This window comes from Allopusillimonas ginsengisoli (assembly GCF_004153455.1).
Lineage (GTDB): Bacteria > Pseudomonadota > Gammaproteobacteria > Burkholderiales > Burkholderiaceae_B > Allopusillimonas > Allopusillimonas ginsengisoli.
Genome location: NZ_SDQE01000011.1, coordinates 65,387 through 83,562 on the forward strand (window position 1 = coordinate 65,387; position 18,176 = coordinate 83,562).

Below are 18,176 nucleotides of genomic sequence, written 5' to 3' on the forward strand. Positions count from 1 at the left end.
GCCTGTCCTTCACTGAATCATTTCAGGAGGTTTTATGTTTTCCGGATCCCATGCATTGAAAATCTGGCTGGCTGCGGTGGTGCTTACGCTGACGGGGGTTTCCGCCCCCGCCTATGCCGCCTATCCCGATCAGCCGGTGCGCATCGTGCTGCCTTATGCGCCCAGCGCCGCGGGCGATATTGTCATGCGCATCCTCCAGCCGCTGCTGTCCGACGAGCTGGGTCAGCCAGTGGTCATCGAGTACAAAAGCGGCGCGGGCGGGAATATAGGTTCGCAGGCGGTGGCACGGGCGGCGCCCGACGGCTATACCCTGGTTCTGGGCGCAACCAATAATTTTGTCATTAATCAGTACCTGTACAAGGATATGGGCTACGACCCGCTCACGGATTTCGAGCCCATTGGCAAGGTCGTGGATGTGCCTGCGTTTATCTACCTGAACACGGAAATACCCGCCAAGGACTTTGCGCAATTCAGGGATTACGCAAAAGCGCATCCCGGCGAACTGAACTACGGCACACCCGGCGCGGGCACGACGCCTGCGCTGTCGGGGTGGCTGCTGTCGGAAGCGGTGCAAGGCGATTTGGTGGCCATTCAATACAGAGGCTCAGGACCTGGCGTGCAAGCCTTGCTGGCCAATGAGATTCAGGTTTACATAGGCGGCTACGGCATTGCTTCGTCGTATCTTTCAACCGGAAAGATCATCCCGTTGGCGGTGGCGTCGGCCCAGCGTTTTGACGCGCTACCCGATGTGCCCACGACCGCCGAGGTAGGCATAGGCGACGCGGTAGTCAGCAACTGGTGGGGGCTTGCCGCGCCCGTGGGTACCGACAAGGCCATCATCGATACGCTCAGCGCGGCATTGCAGAAAGCCCTGGCCAATCCCGATGCGCGCGAGAAGCTTGCGAAGCTGGGCTTTGTCGTGGAGCCTGGGTCGCCCGAGCAATTCAAGGCTAGCCTGGCGCGCGAAGCGCCCTACTGGAAAGACGTCATTGAGAAGTCTGGCGTCAAGCTGAACTGATCACGCCAGACAGGCCTATCCTATGACATCCAGACTGACGTTCCGTCGCGAAGGCAGCGGTCCCGCGATAATCTTGCTGCATGGCTTTGCCTCGTCTTCGGGATTCTGGTCGGATCTGTCGCGGCGCCTGTGCGATCGCTACGACCTCATCGCCATCGACTGGCCCGGCTTTGGCTCTGCGCCACCAGCGCCCGCACTGGAAACAGCCGCGGCGTTTGCGCAGGCCGTGCTCGCGCTGGCGGATAGCCTGGGGCTGGACAAGTTCTGCGTGATCGGCCATTCGATGAGCGGGTTCGTGGTGCAAGAGTTGCTGGCCCATCACGAACACCGGTTGATGGCTGCGGTGCTCTATGGCGCCGGCCTCAAAGTGGACGCCTCGCGTCGCTTCGAAAGCCTTGACGACACCCTGAGCAGTCTGCATCGTGACGGCCCGGCCACGACGGCGGATCGCATTGTGCGCAATTGGTTCGCCAGCCCCCAGGACAGCACCTATGCCATGCAGGTTTGCCTGCAGGCCGCGCAGGGGATGACCGGGGAGGGGGCCGCAGCGGCGTTGCGGGCCTTTTTCGATTCGGATTACACGGGCAGGCTCAGCCATGTGCGCACGCCCGTGCTGGTGATTCTCGGCGAGCAGGAACGCAGCCATCCCCCCGACAGCGCCATCGCGCTCAGCCAGGCCCTGCCCAATGCCTGCCTGGTCATGCTGCCACGCTGCGGCCATGCCGCCCATCTTGAAGAACCTGGGCTGTTCGAAACCGCGCTGCTGGAGTTCATGCAATCCGACGTTCATCCGGCCTGACCCCGCATCCCATGCGACACGGGACGTGACGCATGGGATGCGGGGGCCCAGCCGAAACGCTCAGGCCCTTGCGTCGTCGCGCCAGGGATGATGTTCGATCCAGTGGCGGGCAATGGCGGCGCGTGTCGGAATCCAGACGCGGTCATGGCCCTGCACATAATCCAGGAAGCGCCTGAGCGAGGCAAAGCGGCCCGGACGGCCGATCAGCCGGCAATGCAGGCCGACCGAGAGCATCTTGGGTGTTTCGTCGCCTTCTTCGTACAGGACATCAAAGGCATCCTTGAGATAGGTAAAGAACTGGTCGCCGCTGTTGAATCCCTGTGGTGAGGCGAAGCGCATGTCGTTTGTATCCAGGGTATAAGGCACAATCAGTTGGGGCTTGTAGGTGCCGTCGCCCAGCTGTACGCGCGCCCAGAAGGGCAGGTCGTCGCCATAGTAGTCGGAGTCGTACAGAAAGCCGCCTTCTTCGGCGACCAGCCTCAGGGTGTTGGGGCTGTCGCGGCCGGTGTACCAGCCCTCGGGGTGCCGACCCAGCAAATGGGTGATGCGTTCAACGCAACGCTGCATATGCTCGCGTTCGACGTCTTCGGGTACCGACTGGTAGTGAATCCAGCGATAGCCATGACAGGCGATCTCGTGTCCGAGTTCAACAAATGCCTGGGCAGCCTCGGGGTGGCGCTCCAGCGCCATGCCGACCGCGAAAATCGTCAGCGGCAGGCCGCGGCGTTCGAATTCTCGCAGAATACGCCACAAGCCGGCGCGCGAGCCATACTCGTAGATGGATTCCATGGACAGATGGCGATCCGGAAAGCTGGCCGCGCCAACGATCTCGGACAGGAACTGTTCGGACCCTTCATCGCCATGCAGAATGCAGTTTTCGCCGCCTTCTTCGTAATTGAGCACGAACTGGACCGCAATGCGGGCTTTGCCTGGCCAATTGGCAAATGGCGGGTTTCGGCCATATCCGACGAGGTCGCGTGGATAGTTTTGTTGCATGAACAGGCTCCGGAAAGACAGGTTCTGAAAAGGCCCTGGCGTGCCAGGGATAGCAATCTAACGCTTTACGCTGAAGGCAAGCCAGGGATCGGCCGGCTTTTTGTCTGGCTGATCCATGCGGGCTTCGCAATCAGCGAGGTGATGATGCATCGCCCCTTTGGCGGCATCCGCCTCGCCCCGGGATAGTTTGTCGAGGATGTCTTCGTGTTCGACATACGAGCAGGCGGATTCTCCGGGCGTATCGTGCAGCGCGATGATCAGCGTGGTGCGTGCGCACAGGCTGTGCATGATTTCGGTGAGCACAGCGTTGCCCAGGATGTGGGCCATTTCAACGTGAAAAGCATTGGACAGGCGTATCCAGCTGACGCGATCGCCGCGCTCGAACGCCTGTCGTTCGCGCGCCACCATGGCGTACAGCGGCTGCAGCCGTGCGGACAGATCGGGCACGGCCAGCAGCATGTCGATGATCATGCATTCCATGCGCCGGCGCATCTCGAAAACATCGCGGGTTTCTTTGGCGTCGGGCTGCCAGACGAAGGCGCCGCGGTTGGGCTCCAGATCGACAATCTTGTTGTGTGCCAGGGCGGACAGCGCCGCGCGTACCGTGCTGCGCGAGCAGGCAAAGACTTTGCACAATGCGGCTTCGGTCAGCTTGGCGCCGGGCAGCAGGCGCCTGTCCATCACGGCATCGAAGATGTCGTCATAGACGCGATCTACCTCTGTTCGCTCGCTGGCATCGTAGGAGGCACGCCACGACGAGGCTTTGGGCGCCTCGAGCGAGGCTGTTACATCGTGATGCGAAGTCAGGTGCAGCATGCTCGAAATTCTCGAAAAGGACTGTTGACAATTATTGGGGATTAACCCAAAATCGTCAACATAAATTGTAGACAATTATTGGAGACAACATGGGTAAGCTATCCACCCACGTACTCGACACCATGCACGGCAAGCCCGCCCAAGGCGTCCGCATCGAACTTTTTCGCATCCAGGACAACGGCCGCAGTGCGCTGGCCGATGTCGCAACGAATAACGACGGCCGCTGCGACCAGCCTTTGCTCCAGGGCGACGCGCTGCAACAGGGCGTTTACGAGCTGGTGTTCCACATCGGTGATTACTTTGCAGGCAAAGGCGTGAGCGTGCCTGAGCCGCGATTTGTCGATCAGGTGGTGCTGCGTTTCGGTGTGGCCAACCCCGACGAAAACTATCATGTGCCATTGGTAACCACGCCATGGACGTGGTCTACGTATCGAGGCAGTTGATTTGCGCTGGCCGCGTTATGCGGCCAGCCATCCGGGGCGTGACACCCGGGGCCGGAGTATTTGAGCGTATGGCGACCCTCTGGCGCCCCTAGCCGGCGGCGCTCGAAGCCCAGGCCCGGGCACCCGCAAGTCGGGTGTCTTAACGCTATGCATAGGACTTCTCATGGAAGCTTTTCTGTATGAATATGGCAACCTGTTGTTGCGCTGGTTGCACGTCATCGCCGCGATCTCCTGGATAGGCGAATCCATCTACTTTGTCATGCTCGACAACAGCCTGCATCCGCCGCGCGGCGAGGAGAGCAAAAAACGCGGTGTATTCGGCGAAATGTGGGCGGTGCACGGCGGCGGTTTCTACCACAACCAAAAGTACCTGACCAATCCGGCCGAATTGCCCGACGACTTGCACTGGTCATTCTGGAAGTCGTACACAACCTGGCTGTCGGGCTTTGCGCTGTTTGCCATTCTGTACCTCATGAAGCCGGCCTTTTACCTGGTCAACCCGTCCAGCCCCTGGGCTTGGGCAGCGTCCATGAGCGGTGTTCAGGCCGGGATACTGGCCGTGGCGTTTCTGGTGGTCGGCTATATCATCTACTCGCAGCTGTGCCGTCGCATCAGCCCCAATATGGAGCGTGATGGTCTGCTCAGCGTGGCCGTCGGCGTGATGATGGTGATCTGCGCCTATCTTACTGTGCAGATTTTCCCAGGCCGTGCGGCCTTCCTGATTACCGGTGCCTTGATGGCCACCTGTATGTCTGCCAATGTGTTCTTCTGGATCATCCCCGGTCAGCGCCGCATGGTCGCCGCGCTCAAGGCGGGCAAGACGCCTGATCCCCTGGATGGCAAACGCGGCAAGCAGCGTTCGGTGCACAACACCTATTTCACGCTGCCGGTTGTGTTCCTGATGCTGAGCAATCACTATTCGTTCACGTATACCAGCCCGCACGCATGGATCATCATGACGCTGTTCATCTTTGCCGGCGCGGTGATACGCCAGTACTTCGTGCTGCGCCACATGGGCAGGAACGAGATCGGCTATCCGATTGCAGGCGTCGTGCTTCTGGCCATCATCGGCTGGCTGGCCGCGCCAGCCCCGGCCGTCGCGCCTGCAAGCCCGGCTGCGGTGTCTTCTTCGGCAGCGGGCACGTCGGCTGCGCAGACGTCGTCTGCCGCAACCGCTGCGGCATCGGCGACGGCCGCCGCGTCCGCCCAGTCGGGCGCGGGCGAGGCAGAATCCGGCATCACCATCGACAAGGTGCATGACATCATGGTGGCGCGCTGCACAGAATGCCATTCAGCCAAACCGACGTTCGCGGGCATTGCGGCCGCGCCGGCGGGCGTCGCACTGGATACCAACGCCGAAACCCTTATGCATGCGGCCCAGATCAAGCAGGTGGTGGCGAGCAAATACATGCCGCTGGGCAACATCACCAAGATGACCGACGAAGAGCGCGCGCTTATCGCGAGCTGGGCGGGTCAATAGTCCGCTGTCTTGCCGCGGTTCCTGCCAGGGCCCGTCTGTTATCAGGCGGACCCTGTTGACGAGAAGTGTAGGCAGCAGAGACCTGGCAGGGTAGACTATAAGCTTCAGGTTCAATCCAGAGATTGCGGACGGCGTGCGCGGTGGCGCTCTCCAAAGGACAGTCATGATGAAGCACGAACTGAAACTGATAGGCGCGCCTTCGGCCTTGCTGTTGCTTGAGGGGTGGTCGGCCACGGAAGGGCGTGATGCCATTCACAAAACGTTCATCTTCAAGAACTTCAACGAAGCGTTCGGCTTCATGACCCAGGCGGCCATGCAGGCCGAAAAGCTGGATCATCACCCTGAATGGACCAATGTCTACAATCGTGTCAGCGTCACGCTGACCACGCATGATGCCAAGGGTGTCACGGAACGCGATGTCTCGCTGGCGCTGTTCATGGATCAACTGGCCTGATGCCTCAGGCATGCTCCAGCCAGGCAACCAGCGCGGATACCGTGACCAGGGATAGTACGGTAGACAGCAGAATCGCGCGCGAAGCCACAGCGGGTTCGCGCTGATATAACTGAGCCAGCATGAAGGGGCCGGTACCCACAGGCAAGGCTGCCAGCAATACGGCGACCGCGGCCCACATGGGCGGCATATCAAATACCCAATACGCCAGCACAAACGCCGCAAGCGGATGCAGCAGCAACTTGAGCGCAACGATGCGCCATACCGTGCCCTGCTGGCGCGCAGCACGCCTTTGCGACAGAAACAGGCCTATCGTCACCAGCGCGCAGGGGCTGGCCGAGTCGCCGAGCAGGGTGGTGAACTGTTTGATGGCATACGGCAGCGGCAGGCCCAGTATGGACACGATCATGCCTAGCACGGGAGCGGCGACCAACGGATTGCGCAGCAGCGACAGGCTCACTTTGCCGAGCGTGCGCGGCAGGCTGGGCACGCTTTGCAGATCGATTTCGACCAGCACGATCGAAAACGCAAACAGGCCGCACGCCGTGACCAGGATGGCCAGCACCACGGCGGGCATGCTGTCGTGTCCGAACACCATCAGGCACAAGGGGATGCCCATAAAGCCCGCGTTGGCGTAGGAGGCTGCCAGCGCCTCGATGCTCAGGTCCGCGAGCCGGGCCTTGCGCCGCCGCTCAAGCAGAAACGACACCGCAAAGACAATGGCAATGCTCAACACGGTGGCTGCGATGTAGCCTGGCTGATTGATTTCATTCCAGGTGACGGTGGCCATTGCCTGGAACAGCAGGGCGGGCAAGGCCATCCAGACCACATACTTGTTCAGGCTGTCGACGGCCCCTGGGCCAAGCAGCCGTTTGCGTCCACCGAGATAGCCCAGAAGAATCAGCGCAAAAAGCGGAAAGACGGCATTAACGATGATGCTCACGGTGCTCGATGTCTCAATGTCCTGGGGTTTGCGTTGCGGGGATTGCGTAACGGGATAGTGGATATAGGGGCCTTGACGCTTTGCCTGTTTGCGCCTAGCGTGCCAGATATTAAAGCAAATATTCATCGTAGCGGTGGAAACAGGAGGCCATATTGAGAACCCCAAACTACCCTGGCGCTGATGCGCATAAATGGGCCGCTGTAGACGACTATTTTTCGGAGCTGCTGGCGCCGCAAGATGAAGCCCTGACGAACGCGCTGAGTGCAAATGCGGAAGCGGGAATGCCGTCTCATGATGTATCGGCAGTTCAGGGAAAATTCTTGGCATTGCTGGTCAAGCTCATGGGTGCGCGCCATGTGCTGGAGATTGGAACGCTAGGTGGGTACAGCACCATCTGGATGGCTCGCGCCCTGAAGCCGGAAGGCCGTGTAACCTCCATCGAAATCGACCCGCTGCGGGCAAACGTTGCGCTTGAAAACTGCCGTGCCGCCGGATGCGCCGACAAGGTGGATATCCGTGTCGGCGCAGCATCTGATGTGCTGCCCCGGCTCGAAGGCCCTTTTGACCTCGTCTTCATTGACGCTGATAAGCCTAACAACCCTGTTTATCTTGAATGGGCACTGAAGCTCACGCGCCCTGGCTCGGTCATCGTTGGAGACAATGTCGTAAGGGGAGGAGCTGTGGTGGATCGCAGGAGTACGGATCCGAATGTGCTTGGGGTAAGGCGCTTTGCCGAGATGCTGGCAGCAGACCCTCGGTTGGACAGTACTGCGCTGCAAACCGTGGGAGAAAAGGGCTGGGATGGCTTTACCGTTTCCTTCGTCAAAGGATAAGTGCGTTGGGCCGGGTTCGCGCGAAAGACCCGGCAATGTCGAGGATTCCCACTCACGCCATGGCCCTTGCGCTGAGAAACAGTCCACACCCAAACACCACGTGAGTTGTCAGGCTTGCCGCGCGAGCCATCCATGGGCGAGGCGTTTTGGCGGCCGCCACGCCCGCACCAAGTGCTGGCTGAAGAATCAACCAGGGCAATGCAACCGACAGGATCCCCATCAATAACGCAGGCGTGAGCGTGGGCGCCTTAATCCAATGCGGGCCAACCCAGCACGCCAGCGCAAAAGCGAATGCAATGCCAGTGAAGTAGTGCAGCGCCCAACCGCAAACCTTTTCGCCGCGGACCGCAGCCGCGTCTTTAATGGATTGATGAAACCATCTGCCCTGGGTCCAATGTCCGCACCAGCGGCCGAGCATCGCGTAATCCAGTGTGGGGATGCCCATGCGTCGCAGCAGCAGAGACCACAAATCCATCAGCACAGTGGCGCCAGCGCCCACCCCAAGCCAGTACATCGCCGCAGAGATCGATTCATTCATAAAGCCACCGTTTCCTCTAGGAGTTACATTGTTGTTTTCACTATAGTGGTTCAAGTGCACTTTAACGCAAGGGCTGAATATGGATATTTCTGAAGTTGCAAAGCGGTCGGGCCTGGCGACGTCAACACTCCGCTTTTACGAAGAAAAAGGACTGATTCGCTCCATAGGGCGGCGAGCACAGCGTCGCGTGTTCGATTTGCGCGTACTGGATCAACTGGCCATCATCGCGCTGGGACGGGCGGCTGGATTCTCGTTGCACGAAATCGGCGGCATGCTTCATGCAGACGGCAAAACGCATATTGACCGGCAGGCGCTGATGGCCAAGGCTGAGGAGATCGACCGTTCAATCAAGCAAATGAAAGCGGTGCGGGACGGCTTGCGCCATGCGGCGGATTGTCCGGAAAAAAGTCATCTTGATTGCCCCACTTTTCGCAGGCTGATGCGTGCGGCAAACGCTGGCGAGATCAGGCCATTACTGGAAAAGGTATCACGCGCTTGAGCCCTGTGCATCTCTGACGCCTCTTGGCATTGTGGACAGCAACAACTCGGCTTGACGATTGATGGTCGGCATCGATACTGAACGATGGCAGCAATGTTTTCGTATTGTTTATTGGTTATATTGACTGTGAAACGCTATAGCCCTCTACACTTGGGGTTTTTATGACGCAGGCCATGCACAATTCTTCAGATTCGCTTCTTTCGGCGCTGCTGCCGCCTCTCATGCCTTTTGTCAGCTACACCGATGCCGAAGCGGCGGTGCGGCGGCTGGTCGAAATCTACGACCGCAACACAGCGTTCATACGCGATGGCTTCTCGCGCTATATTCAGGTGGGGGGCGATAACCGGCGCATTCGCGCCTATTACCCGGCCCTGCGCATACGTGTCGATACTTACCAGGAAGTCGACAGCCGGCTGTCCTACGGCCACCTGGTCGAGCCAGGCGCCTACATGACCACCATTACCCAGCCGCGGCTTTATTTCGATTATCTGCTTGAGCAAATCGGGCTGCTCATCCGCAATCATGGCGTACCCGTCGAGGTGGGTGAATCTAACTTGCCCATCCCGCTGCATTTTTCATTTGGCGATGACCAGCAGTATGTAGAGGGCGTGTATTCGGATTCGCTGCTGGGCGAATCGTTGCGCGATCATTTCGACGTGCCCGATCTGGCCGTGACCGATGACACCATTGTCAATGGCACCTGGCAGGGTCAGCGCAATGAAGCACAGCCCTTGGCCCCCTTTACCGCGCCACGGATCGACTATTCATTGCACCGGCTGCAGCATTACACGGCGACCGCACCCGACCACTTTCAGAATTTCGTGCTGTTTACCAACTATCAGTTTTATGTCGACGAGTTCTGCCTGTGGGCCAAGCAAGTGCTGGCCAGCGGCGAGGGCGGCTACACGGCGCTGGTCGAGCCAGGCAATCGCATTAGCGTGCCGGGGCCCCAGGGCGCATGCAAGGATGCGCCGCTTGCCCGCATTCCGCAAATGCCGTCCTATCATCTCAAGCGCGACCAGCACTCTGGCATCACGCTCATCAATATTGGCATCGGGCCGGCCAACGCCAAGACGATTACGGATCATGTGGCCGTGCTGCGGCCTTCCGCCTGGCTGATGCTGGGGCATTGCGCAGGACTGCGCACAACGCAGCGCCTGGGCGATTATGTGCTGGCGCATGGCTATGTGCGCCAGGACCATGTGCTGGACGAAGATGTGCCCATCTGGGTGCCCATACCGCCGCTGGCCGAAATCCAGGTCGCGCTGGAGCAGGCGGTGGCGCAGGTGTCCGGGCTGGATGGGTGGGAACTCAAAAAAATCATGCGCACCGGCACGGTAGCTTCCACCGACAACCGTAACTGGGAACTGCGTGACAATGTCGAGCCGGTGCGCCAGCTGTCGCAATCACGCGCGATTGCGATGGATATGGAATCCGCCACAATCGCCGCCAACGGTTTTCGCTTTCGCGTCCCCTATGGCACGCTGCTTTGCGTATCAGACAAGCCGCTGCACGGCGAGCTCAAGCTGCCTGGCATGGCCAGCAATTTCTATCGCAAGCAGGTGGGCCAGCATTTGCATATCGGCATCCGTGCGCTGGAGCTCCTGCGCGACATGCCGCGTGAGCGGCTGCACTCACGCAAGCTGCGCAGCTTTATCGAGACCGCGTTCAAATAAAAGGCCTGTCGTCCCGCGCAGGCGGGCCGACAGATTCCGTGCGTGCCAAACGCCAAGGGGCGGCAGTTGTCGCGGGCGCTCACGCGTGCCGGCCTGGCGGCCGGATGCGAAAGCCCGCCAGGCCTATTCAGGCGCGGCCAGGCGGGCGGGCATGCTGGATGCGTTGCGTGTTTCGCTTATTGCTTGCGTGCGGCAATATCTTTCTGCGCCTGGTCAACGAGCGCTTCGCCCACCGTCTTTTTCCATTTGTCGAAGACGGGTTGCGTGACCTTCACGAACGCATCGTGCTGCTCGGGTGTCAACGAGGTGACGGTCACGCCGTGACCTTCTATTTCTTTGAGCAGGGCAGGATCCTCGGGCGTCACGCCTTTACGGGCGATTTCGATCTCCTTCTTGCCGGCCTCGAGCGCAGCATCACGCACGATCTTCTGGTCTTCTGGCGTCCAGGATTCCCAGACCTGTTTGTTCACCACAAAGATGAGCGGATCGGCAACATAATTCCACAGTGTCAGGTATTTCTGTGCCACGTCGTAAAGCTTGGCGCCCGCATAAATGGAGAGCGGGTTTTCCTGACCATCCACTGCGCCGGTGGCCAGGGCGGGTTGGGCATCGGCCCAGCTCATTTGCGTCGGGTTGGCGCCCAGGGCGGTGAATGTGTCGATGTACAGCGGCGAGCCGACCACGCGCAGTTTCATGCCTTTCAGGTCTTCCGGCGATTTGACTTCGTGCTTGGAATTGCTGAGCTGGCGATAGCCGTTTTCACCCCAGGCCAGCGGCACGACGCCCTTGCCTTCCACGATATTCAATAGCTGCTTGCCGACGTCGCCCTCGATCAGCGCATCGATGGCAGCATAGTCGGGCATGAGGAAGGGCAGAGAGAAGAGGTTGAGTTCCTTGATTTGCGGCGACCAGTTGATGGTCGAACCAATGGCCAAGTCGATCAGGCCTTGCCGGATGGCGGTGAACTCGCGCGTTTGGTCGCCTTGCACCAGCGATGTGCCGGGGTAGATTTTGATATTGATGCGGCCGTCGGTGCGTTCGCGCACCAGATCTGACCAGATCTGCGCGCCTTGCCCCCAGGGGAAAGCGGTGCTCACCACAATGGAAAGCTTGTATTCGGATTTGTAATTGGCCGCGTGGGCCGTGGACGTGGCAGCCAGCGCGGCCACCGAGCAGGCGATGGCGCCCAGCAAAGTGCGGATTTTCATGAGTTCTCCTCGTTCAATGATTGTTCTCGTTAATGTGAGCAATGGTAACGACAGCCGATTTATCCCGCAAGCGTTAACGTCCGGGCCCGCCAGGCGGTGAAGGCGGGCCGTTTTGCGTCAGAATCCCAGATAGCGTGGCAGCCACAAGGCCAGCTCGGGGAAGACGATCACCAGCACCAGCACGGTAAACATGGACACCAGCAACCACAACACCCACTGCACAGTGCTCTCCATGGGCACCCGGGCGATCCGGCACGATACCATCAAGTTCACGGCCAGCGGCGGCGTAAACTGCCCCACGGCAACCATGATGGTAAGCAGCACACCAAACCACACATAATCCCATTGGTAGACGTTGGCAATGGGCACCAGCAGCGGCACGAAAATCAAGAAAATCGAAATACCGTCCAGGAACATGCCCAATACAACCAGCAGGACAATCAGCAGGCTGAGTACGCCATATTCTCCCAGACCGGAATTGACAATGGCGCGGGTGACGGGGTCGATAATACTGAGCGTGGACAGTGCCCACGCAAAAATGCCCGCCAGCGTCACCACCAGCATGATGACGGCCGACAGCTCACCCGCTTCGCGCAGAATGCCGAACAGGTCGCGCACCTTGATCGTGCGATGTATGCACATCCCCACGAACAGTCCGTAGAACACGGCCACGACGGCGGCCTCGGTGGGCGTGAACAGCCCGATACGCATGCCGCCCAGAATCAGCACGGGTGCTGCCAGCCCCCAGGAGGCATGCAGCAGGCTGGGCCAGAAGCGGGGCCGGGGCAACTCGGCCTCCAGCGCGCCCATGTTGTGGCGGCGCGCCAGCCACACGGCCGGTATGATCAGCGCGATGCCAACCAGGATTCCCGGGATCATTCCTGCCGCAAAGAGAGCAGGCACAGACGCCTGCGGCACCAGCACCGAATACACAATGAAAGCGATCGAGGGTGGAATCAGAATGTCCGTCGAGGCCCCTGCGGCCACAATGCTGGCCGAGTAGGAGGGGGGATAGCCGGCGCGCCCCATTGCGCCGATCATGACCGCCCCGACCGCAGCCGCGCAGGCTGGCCCGGAACCTGATATCCCGCCCAGAAACATCGCGACCGCAATGGCGACCAGCGGCAGCATGCCTGGCCCGCGCCCGACGATGGAAATCGCAAAATTCACCAGACGGCTGGCGACGCCAGACCGGTCAAAAATCGACCCCACCAGCACAAACATGGGAATGGCCAGCAAGGGATACTTTGCCAGCCCCGCATAGAAATTCTGCGGCACGGCCAAAAGCCCATACCAGTTCGTATCCAGATTGGTCAGTATGATGGAGAGCGTTCCCGCCACGCCCAGCGCCACGCCGACCGAGGTGCCGATCAGCATCAGCACCGCAAACGTGATGAACAGCAGCGCCGCCGTCATGGGCGGCTCCGCAGGCGACGTTGCAGCATACCTGCAACGCGCAGCGCGATCCCGGTCGCGAGAATGGGCATCCACATCGAATACCACCACGTGGGGATGCCGATCGCCGGCGATGTATCGCCCCAGTTATATTCGTCGTATACCATCCGTGCCGAAAGCACGGCCAGCAGAATAAAAAACAGAAGCGTGACCAAGAGACTCACGATTGCCAAAATGCGCTGGCGAGCCGGTGAGCCGCCATCGGCAAACAGCTCAATGCGGATGTGCTGATTGCGCACAAATGCGGTGGCGCCAGCGGTCATCGTCAGCACGATCAGCAGAAAGATGGATATTTCTTCCGTCCAGGCAAATGAACCGTCCGTGAAGTACCGCACCAGCACGTTGGCAAAGGTAATGATGGCCAGCGTCGCCATGATGAGCACTGAAATCCAGTCTTCTATGCTGAGTGGCACCTTGACAGGCGGGTCGCTGATTTCCGGCAGAATGGGCTCAATGGCCTCCGCCGGCTTGTCTGGCTCGCTGGCCATGTTGCGTGAATTGGACATGATAGGAAGCCGCTCGCCGCGGCGTTTATTCTTTTATAAAGAAAGACCACATGCTAACGCGTCAGCGCGCAGATTAAGGGGACGAAGCGTTCAGGGTTTCCCCTGAGCCAGGCGGGTCTGGTGCATGGCACGTCCGCCCGCGCCAAATCCGCCGTGAGCCGTGCCGAATTGCAGGCCCCCGCCACTGGCGCGACAGGCCGTTCGCGTCGTAGAATGCGCCAGTCCATTGCGGCCTGGGCCAAGCCCTGATGCCGCAATTCCTTTTGTTTCGTGGCTGCGCCGGCTCTCGTCTGGTGGCGGTCCTGAGGAGTCGGGTCTTGTATCGCTTTTTGTGGCTCGCCGCCTATATCGGCGCGGTGAGCGGCTTCGATATGGCGCAAATCGTGTTTGCGGACGCGAATCGCTACATCGCACCGGATACGGGTGCCGTTCTCAAGATCATCCGCAACCCCAATCCGCTCATGACGACACGCCAGGCGCACCATGTGACGCTGCCCGAACTATGCCCGGCCTCGCACAACCCAGGCCCTGGCTCGAGCCTGTGCATTCGCTATCGGAGCAGGGGGGCGTTCCTGGAAGTCTTTTCGTTGGCTGGCTATATCCGCGCATTTATTGGACACCCCGTGGTGCGCGACGTCGAAATGCTGGCCCAAGTCGTCGCGCGGGATTGCGCGCAGGCCTTGGGCCATAAGGTTAAGGTAACCGCCGTGTTTGAACTGCCCGCCCTGGGCCAGCGTGTTAACACAACTGTCGTCGGCAGGCCTGCATGCTGATTGGCAAACCCGGTCTCACCGGGCGCGTTTCGCCGTCTTCCGTTTTGCGCTGTCCTTACTGCCTGCCAGGCTTTTTTTCTCCTTTACGCCGCCTTGTCGTTTGTTCGATTTGGCATCGGCTTTTTTTCCTTCCATCTTTTTTGCTTTCTTTGCCTTTTTCTTGGGCAGCGCCAGCATGGTTCCCCGGCATTCGGGCGAGCCGCAAAGGCATAAATACTGTTTACGCAGGGTTTTGCTGACGCACCCATCGATCATCAGGCCATAGTCGTAGAACAGCTCTTGGCCAGCGGGGATATCGCGCAGCGCAACAATGGTGACCCGTGTGCCATCGCTATTTTCCTGGGCTTCGCAATTGGGACTACAGGCATGATTGATCCAGCGCGCGTCGTTGCCGCGATTGCCGCCATCAATGATCATGCCGCTGCTCAGCGAAAAGAAAAAAGTGTGAAAGGGATCATCGGGATTGGTGGGAAAAAGCGCATCGGCCTGGTCTGAGGTGATGCGCCTGCCGCCATACTGGATGATGCGCGTGCCCGCGGGAATGGGTTTGGCCGCGAACACGCCATTTCCGTGCAGGGCGGATTGCCTGACGACATGCCAGGGGGTTCTGGCGGGCGCTTTGCGAGGGGTGCGGGGGGAGGCGGGGCGATCGGTGGTGCGCGGATTCTGGCGGGTCATGAAGCGTGTCCGGGTTTACGAAGACGGGTTGAGTAAAAGTGCCTTCAAGCGAAAGGGTAAACTTGAGGAACCGATATCTTATGAAATTAAGTGCCACTCCGTGAACACCTCAGACGAATCCACTGCCCGCAACGGCGCGCAAAGCCTGCTCGAAGCCCTTATTGCCCAGGGTGTCGATACGATTTTCGGCTATCCGGGCGGCGCCGTCTTGCCGCTTTATGATGCCTTGTATTCCGAACCGCGCATCCGGCACGTGCTGGTCAGGCACGAGCAGGGAGCGGTGCATGCAGCCGAAGGCTATGCGCGCTCTACAGGCAAGCCGGGTGTTGTTGTGGTGACGTCGGGCCCGGGCATGGCCAATACCACCTCGGGTCTGCTCGACGCGATGTGCGATTCGATTCCTGTCTTGTGCATCAGCGGCCAGGTCGCCACCAGCGCGATCGGCACCGACGCATTTCAGGAGTGCGATGCCATCGGCATCTCGCGTCCTGTCACCAAATGGAATGCGCAGATCCGCCGCACCGAGGATGTCGCGGCATTGGCTGCCAAGGCGTATCAACTGACAACCTCTGGCCGGCCGGGCCCGGTGTTGCTGGACTTTCCCAAAGACATGCAGATCGGCCTGGTGCCGGACTCAGCGGCTGCCCCGGCGAGCGACCCCATGGATGTGCCGGTAGGCGTGGAAACCACCGGCCCCACCGCGGAAGCCGCCATCAAGCGCGCCGCAACTCTGATCGCCAATGCGAAGCGTCCGGTATTTTACGGTGGCGGTGGCCTGATCAATTCCGGCATCGACGCCTGCCATGCCTTTACTACCCTGGTTCAGGATATGGGGGCGCCCTGCACGCTGACCTTGATGGGCCTGGGCGCGTTCCCCGCCGACGACCCGCTGTTCCTGGGCATGCTGGGCATGCACGGTACGCTTGAAGCCAACCTGGCCATGCACCACGCCGACCTCATCATCTGTGTGGGTGCGCGCTTTGATGATCGCATTACCGGTCGCCTGTCGGATTTCTGTCCGCATGCCAGCAAGATCCATCTGGATATCGATCCCGCTTCCATCAACAAGGTTGTTCGTGCCGACGTTGCCATGGTGGGCGACTGCTATCCGCTGTTGCGCGCCCTGCGCAAGGAGCTGGCACAGCTGGAACCGCAATCGGGCCGGCTGGATGCATGGTGGCAGCGTATCGCGGTGTGGCGCGCCAAAGAGTGCCTCAAGGTCCAGCCTTCGACGGAAAACATTCTGCCGCAAGATCTCATGCAGCGGCTGGACAAGGCGCTCGAAGGATCGGACGCCATTATTTCCACCGATGTCGGCCAGCATCAGATGTGGGCGGCGCAATACATCAAGTTCAATCGTCCCAACCGCTGGCTCACCTCGGGCGGGGCCGGCACGATGGGCTATGGCCTGCCGGCTGCCATCGGCGCGCAGATCGGCCATCCCGACAAGCCGGTTATTTGTGTCAGCGGCGACGCCTCGGTGCTCATGAATATTCAGGAACTGGCTACGGCAGTGCAGCACCGCACGCCTGTCAAGGTCGTGCTGTGCAACAACGGCCATATGGGCATGGTGAGACAGTGGCAGGAGCTCATCCATGACGGGCGCTACAGCCATAGCTACAACGCGTCGATTCCGGACTTCGTGGCGGTGGCCAAGGCCTTTGGCTGGGGTGCCGCGCGGGTGGAGGATCCTGCCGAGCTGGACGCCGCCCTGGCGGAATGCCTGGCCTACGATGGCCCGTTCTTTCTTGATGTGGTCGTGCTTGCCCAGGAAAACTGCTTTCCGATGATGCCTGCCGGTTATGGTCATCAACAGGTCATGCTGTCGGAAGATACCTGGTATGTGGAAGACTGAAGGCGTTAAGCGCTAGAAAACCCCAATGTCGCCAGGCGACACTTTCAGGTACAACTCCTAGCACCGAAAATCCCCGCGCAGGTGATCCATGCGCGGGATGTCAGCTTTGGCATGAGCACCATTGCCAGGGTTTTCTGTGCCATTCACGAAAACAAAGTTGGGGAAATAATGCGTACTACCAGGTTTACCAAATGGATGCTGGCGCTATCCGCTGTCGGCATGTTTGCCGCTGGCCCCGCGCTGGGAGCGACCAAACTCAAGATGGCCTATGCGCTGTCCACCAGTTCCCATTACGGGGCGGGGGCTGCCGCTTTTGCGTCAGCCATTGAGTCCGGCACCAACGGTGAGTTCACCATTGAGCAGTTCCCCAACAGCGCCCTGGGCGGCGAGCGCGAGGTCATCGAAGGCCTGCAACTGGGCACTATCGACCTGGCCATCGTTTCCACCGGCGCCACGCTTAACTTTGTGCCTGAAACCGGTGTCTTTGATATTCCCTTCCTGTTTCGCGATCTGGCACAGGCCCGTAAAGTACTGGATGGCGAGATCGGCCAGAAAATGCTCGACGCCTTTCCCAAGCGCGGTCTGGTCGCGCTGGCCTGGGGTGAGCAGGGCTTTCGTCATCTGACCAACAACGTGCGCCCCGTCGTCAAGCCTGAAGATGCCAAGGGCCTCAAAATCCGCACCACGGAGAACCCTATTCACATCGCCGCCTTCCGCCAGATGGGTGTGCTGGCCACGCCCATGGCTTGGCCCGAGGTCGCCACAGCGCTGCAGCAGGGCACCATCGATGGTCAGGAGAATCCGCTGTCGGTGATTGTCTCGGCCAAGCTGCCGCAGTTGCAGAAGTATCTGTCCCTGACCGCGCACGTATATGGGCCGGCACTCGTGCTGATGTCGCCCAATGTGTACGATGGCTTGTCGGATGACGATAAGGCCAAGTTCAAGGCGGCGGGCCATGAATCGGCGCTGGCCATGCGCAAGTACGTGGATGATATTGAGCAAAGCGGTGTCGAAGCCGTCAAGAAAGAGGGCATGCAGGTCAACCAGGTTGATCACGACGCCTTCGTCAAGGCGGTGGAGCCCGTCTACCCGCAGTACTACAAGCAGTTCGGCAAAGAGCTCGTCGAATCTATCCGCAATACCCAATAGCCAATTCGGTGCGAGCCCGCCGGGATGTCCGGCGGGTTGCCCGGCCGAGCGGCCACAAGC

General features: G+C 60.0%; 19 protein-coding genes. 11 read left to right on the plus strand and 8 right to left on the minus strand.

The genetic code is table 11. The features are described 5' to 3' along the window. The first annotated feature begins 34 nt into the window (after positions 1-34). Together ERE07_RS16840 and ERE07_RS16845 are read left to right on the plus strand one after the other, a co-directional pair. Positions 35-1,018: a Bug family tripartite tricarboxylate transporter substrate binding protein gene (locus ERE07_RS16840; protein ID WP_130010212.1), complete on the plus strand. Its 984-nt coding sequence runs from the start codon at positions 35-37 to the stop codon at positions 1,016-1,018. A 22-nt stretch (positions 1,019-1,040) separates the two neighbouring features. Then, a complete protein-coding gene (locus tag ERE07_RS16845) occupies positions 1,041-1,817 on the plus strand; it encodes an alpha/beta fold hydrolase (protein ID WP_245153761.1) in 777 nt (258 codons plus the stop codon). Between the two features lie 60 nt (positions 1,818-1,877). On the opposite strand, the gene puuE is transcribed toward ERE07_RS16845, so the two are convergent. Further along, positions 1,878-2,813: an allantoinase PuuE gene (gene puuE / locus ERE07_RS16850; RefSeq protein WP_425330988.1), complete on the minus strand. Its 936-nt coding sequence runs from the start codon at positions 2,811-2,813 to the stop codon at positions 1,878-1,880. A gap of 57 nt (positions 2,814-2,870) precedes the next feature. Continuing rightward, a complete protein-coding gene (locus ERE07_RS16855) occupies positions 2,871-3,629 on the minus strand; it encodes a GntR family transcriptional regulator (RefSeq protein ID WP_130010214.1) in 759 nt (252 codons plus the stop codon). Positions 3,630-3,718: 89 nt separating this feature from the next. Between ERE07_RS16855 and uraH the strand changes: the two genes are divergently transcribed. The 3 genes from uraH (at position 3,719) to ERE07_RS16870 (ending at position 6,006) form a co-directional block, all read left to right on the plus strand. Next, on the plus strand, positions 3,719-4,072 hold the full coding sequence (gene uraH / locus ERE07_RS16860; RefSeq protein ID WP_130010215.1) for a hydroxyisourate hydrolase: 354 nt from the start codon (positions 3,719-3,721) through the stop codon (positions 4,070-4,072). Between the two features lie 163 nt (positions 4,073-4,235). Beyond that, positions 4,236-5,552, plus strand: coding sequence for a urate hydroxylase PuuD (locus tag ERE07_RS16865; RefSeq protein WP_130010216.1), 1,317 nt, complete (start codon positions 4,236-4,238; stop codon positions 5,550-5,552). A gap of 133 nt (positions 5,553-5,685) precedes the next feature. After that, positions 5,686-6,006: a 4a-hydroxytetrahydrobiopterin dehydratase gene (locus ERE07_RS16870; protein ID WP_425330989.1), complete on the plus strand. Its 321-nt coding sequence runs from the start codon at positions 5,686-5,688 to the stop codon at positions 6,004-6,006. A 4-nt stretch (positions 6,007-6,010) separates the two neighbouring features. Here the strand turns inward: ERE07_RS16870 and ERE07_RS16875 are convergent, their stop codons facing one another. Further along, positions 6,011-6,946: an AEC family transporter gene (locus ERE07_RS16875; protein WP_130010217.1), complete on the minus strand. Its 936-nt coding sequence runs from the start codon at positions 6,944-6,946 to the stop codon at positions 6,011-6,013. Positions 6,947-7,098: 152 nt separating this feature from the next. On the opposite strand from ERE07_RS16875, the gene ERE07_RS16880 reads away from it, so the two are divergent. Continuing rightward, complete coding sequence (locus ERE07_RS16880; protein WP_130010218.1) at positions 7,099-7,779, plus strand: O-methyltransferase; 681 nt, start codon at positions 7,099-7,101, stop codon at positions 7,777-7,779. A gap of 52 nt (positions 7,780-7,831) precedes the next feature. Here ERE07_RS16880 and ERE07_RS16885 read toward each other — a convergent pair whose 3' ends face one another. Beyond that, positions 7,832-8,317: a DUF2938 domain-containing protein gene (locus ERE07_RS16885; RefSeq protein WP_209021171.1), complete on the minus strand. Its 486-nt coding sequence runs from the start codon at positions 8,315-8,317 to the stop codon at positions 7,832-7,834. A 79-nt stretch (positions 8,318-8,396) separates the two neighbouring features. Between ERE07_RS16885 and ERE07_RS16890 the strand changes: the two genes are divergently transcribed. Next, positions 8,397-8,816 carry a helix-turn-helix domain-containing protein gene (locus tag ERE07_RS16890; protein WP_130010219.1) on the plus strand — a complete coding sequence of 140 codons (420 nt, stop codon included), beginning with the start codon at positions 8,397-8,399 and terminating at the stop codon, positions 8,814-8,816. 221 nt (positions 8,817-9,037) lie between these two features. Then, positions 9,038-10,492, plus strand: coding sequence for an AMP nucleosidase (locus ERE07_RS16895; RefSeq protein ID WP_425330990.1), 1,455 nt, complete (start codon positions 9,038-9,040; stop codon positions 10,490-10,492). A gap of 176 nt (positions 10,493-10,668) precedes the next feature. On the opposite strand, the gene ERE07_RS16900 is transcribed toward ERE07_RS16895, so the two are convergent. The 3 genes from ERE07_RS16900 to ERE07_RS16910 form a co-directional block, all read right to left on the minus strand. Then, positions 10,669-11,700, minus strand: a complete 1,032-nt coding sequence (locus ERE07_RS16900) for a DctP family TRAP transporter solute-binding subunit (protein WP_130010221.1) — start codon at positions 11,698-11,700, stop codon at positions 10,669-10,671. Positions 11,701-11,817: 117 nt separating this feature from the next. Next, positions 11,818-13,116 carry a TRAP transporter large permease gene (locus ERE07_RS16905; RefSeq protein WP_130010222.1) on the minus strand — a complete coding sequence of 433 codons (1,299 nt, stop codon included), beginning with the start codon at positions 13,114-13,116 and terminating at the stop codon, positions 11,818-11,820. Continuing rightward, positions 13,113-13,661, minus strand: coding sequence for a TRAP transporter small permease (locus ERE07_RS16910; RefSeq protein WP_167670957.1), 549 nt, complete (start codon positions 13,659-13,661; stop codon positions 13,113-13,115). Before ERE07_RS16910 ends, ERE07_RS16905 begins: the two co-directional genes overlap by 4 nt. Before the next feature lie 317 nt (positions 13,662-13,978). Between ERE07_RS16910 and ERE07_RS16915 the strand changes: the two genes are divergently transcribed. Continuing rightward, positions 13,979-14,434 (plus strand): hypothetical protein, encoded by a 456-nt coding sequence (locus ERE07_RS16915; protein WP_130010223.1) that lies wholly within the window; start codon positions 13,979-13,981, stop codon positions 14,432-14,434. A 15-nt stretch (positions 14,435-14,449) separates the two neighbouring features. On the opposite strand, the gene ERE07_RS16920 is transcribed toward ERE07_RS16915, so the two are convergent. Next, on the minus strand, positions 14,450-15,010 hold the full coding sequence (locus ERE07_RS16920; protein WP_245153764.1) for an SET domain-containing protein: 561 nt from the start codon (positions 15,008-15,010) through the stop codon (positions 14,450-14,452). 202 nt (positions 15,011-15,212) lie between these two features. Between ERE07_RS16920 and ilvB the strand changes: the two genes are divergently transcribed. Beyond that, positions 15,213-16,967: a biosynthetic-type acetolactate synthase large subunit gene (ilvB, locus tag ERE07_RS16925; protein ID WP_130010225.1), complete on the plus strand. Its 1,755-nt coding sequence runs from the start codon at positions 15,213-15,215 to the stop codon at positions 16,965-16,967. Positions 16,968-17,162: 195 nt separating this feature from the next. Continuing rightward, entirely contained in the window at positions 17,163-18,116 is a 954-nt protein-coding gene (locus ERE07_RS16930; protein WP_130010301.1) for a TRAP transporter substrate-binding protein, read from the plus strand. Positions 18,117-18,176 lie beyond the last annotated feature (60 nt).

Coding starts and splice junctions, on each gene's coding strand:
- ERE07_RS16840 (WP_130010212.1), top strand. CDS start 35: ATGTTTTCCGGATCCCATGCATTGAAAATCTGGCTGGCTGCGGTGGTG.
- ERE07_RS16845 (WP_245153761.1), top strand. CDS start 1,041: ATGACATCCAGACTGACGTTCCGTCGCGAAGGCAGCGGTCCCGCGATA.
- puuE (WP_425330988.1), bottom strand. CDS start 2,813: ATGCAACAAAACTATCCACGCGACCTCGTCGGATATGGCCGAAACCCG.
- ERE07_RS16855 (WP_130010214.1), bottom strand. CDS start 3,629: ATGCTGCACCTGACTTCGCATCACGATGTAACAGCCTCGCTCGAGGCG.
- uraH (WP_130010215.1), top strand. CDS start 3,719: ATGGGTAAGCTATCCACCCACGTACTCGACACCATGCACGGCAAGCCC.
- ERE07_RS16865 (WP_130010216.1), top strand. CDS start 4,236: ATGGAAGCTTTTCTGTATGAATATGGCAACCTGTTGTTGCGCTGGTTG.
- ERE07_RS16885 (WP_209021171.1), bottom strand. CDS start 8,317: ATGAATGAATCGATCTCTGCGGCGATGTACTGGCTTGGGGTGGGCGCT.
- ERE07_RS16890 (WP_130010219.1), top strand. CDS start 8,397: ATGGATATTTCTGAAGTTGCAAAGCGGTCGGGCCTGGCGACGTCAACA.
- ERE07_RS16895 (WP_425330990.1), top strand. CDS start 9,038: ATGCCTTTTGTCAGCTACACCGATGCCGAAGCGGCGGTGCGGCGGCTG.
- ERE07_RS16900 (WP_130010221.1), bottom strand. CDS start 11,700: ATGAAAATCCGCACTTTGCTGGGCGCCATCGCCTGCTCGGTGGCCGCG.
- ERE07_RS16905 (WP_130010222.1), bottom strand. CDS start 13,116: ATGACGGCGGCGCTGCTGTTCATCACGTTTGCGGTGCTGATGCTGATC.
- ERE07_RS16910 (WP_167670957.1), bottom strand. CDS start 13,661: ATGTCCAATTCACGCAACATGGCCAGCGAGCCAGACAAGCCGGCGGAG.
- ERE07_RS16930 (WP_130010301.1), top strand. CDS start 17,163: ATGCTGGCGCTATCCGCTGTCGGCATGTTTGCCGCTGGCCCCGCGCTG.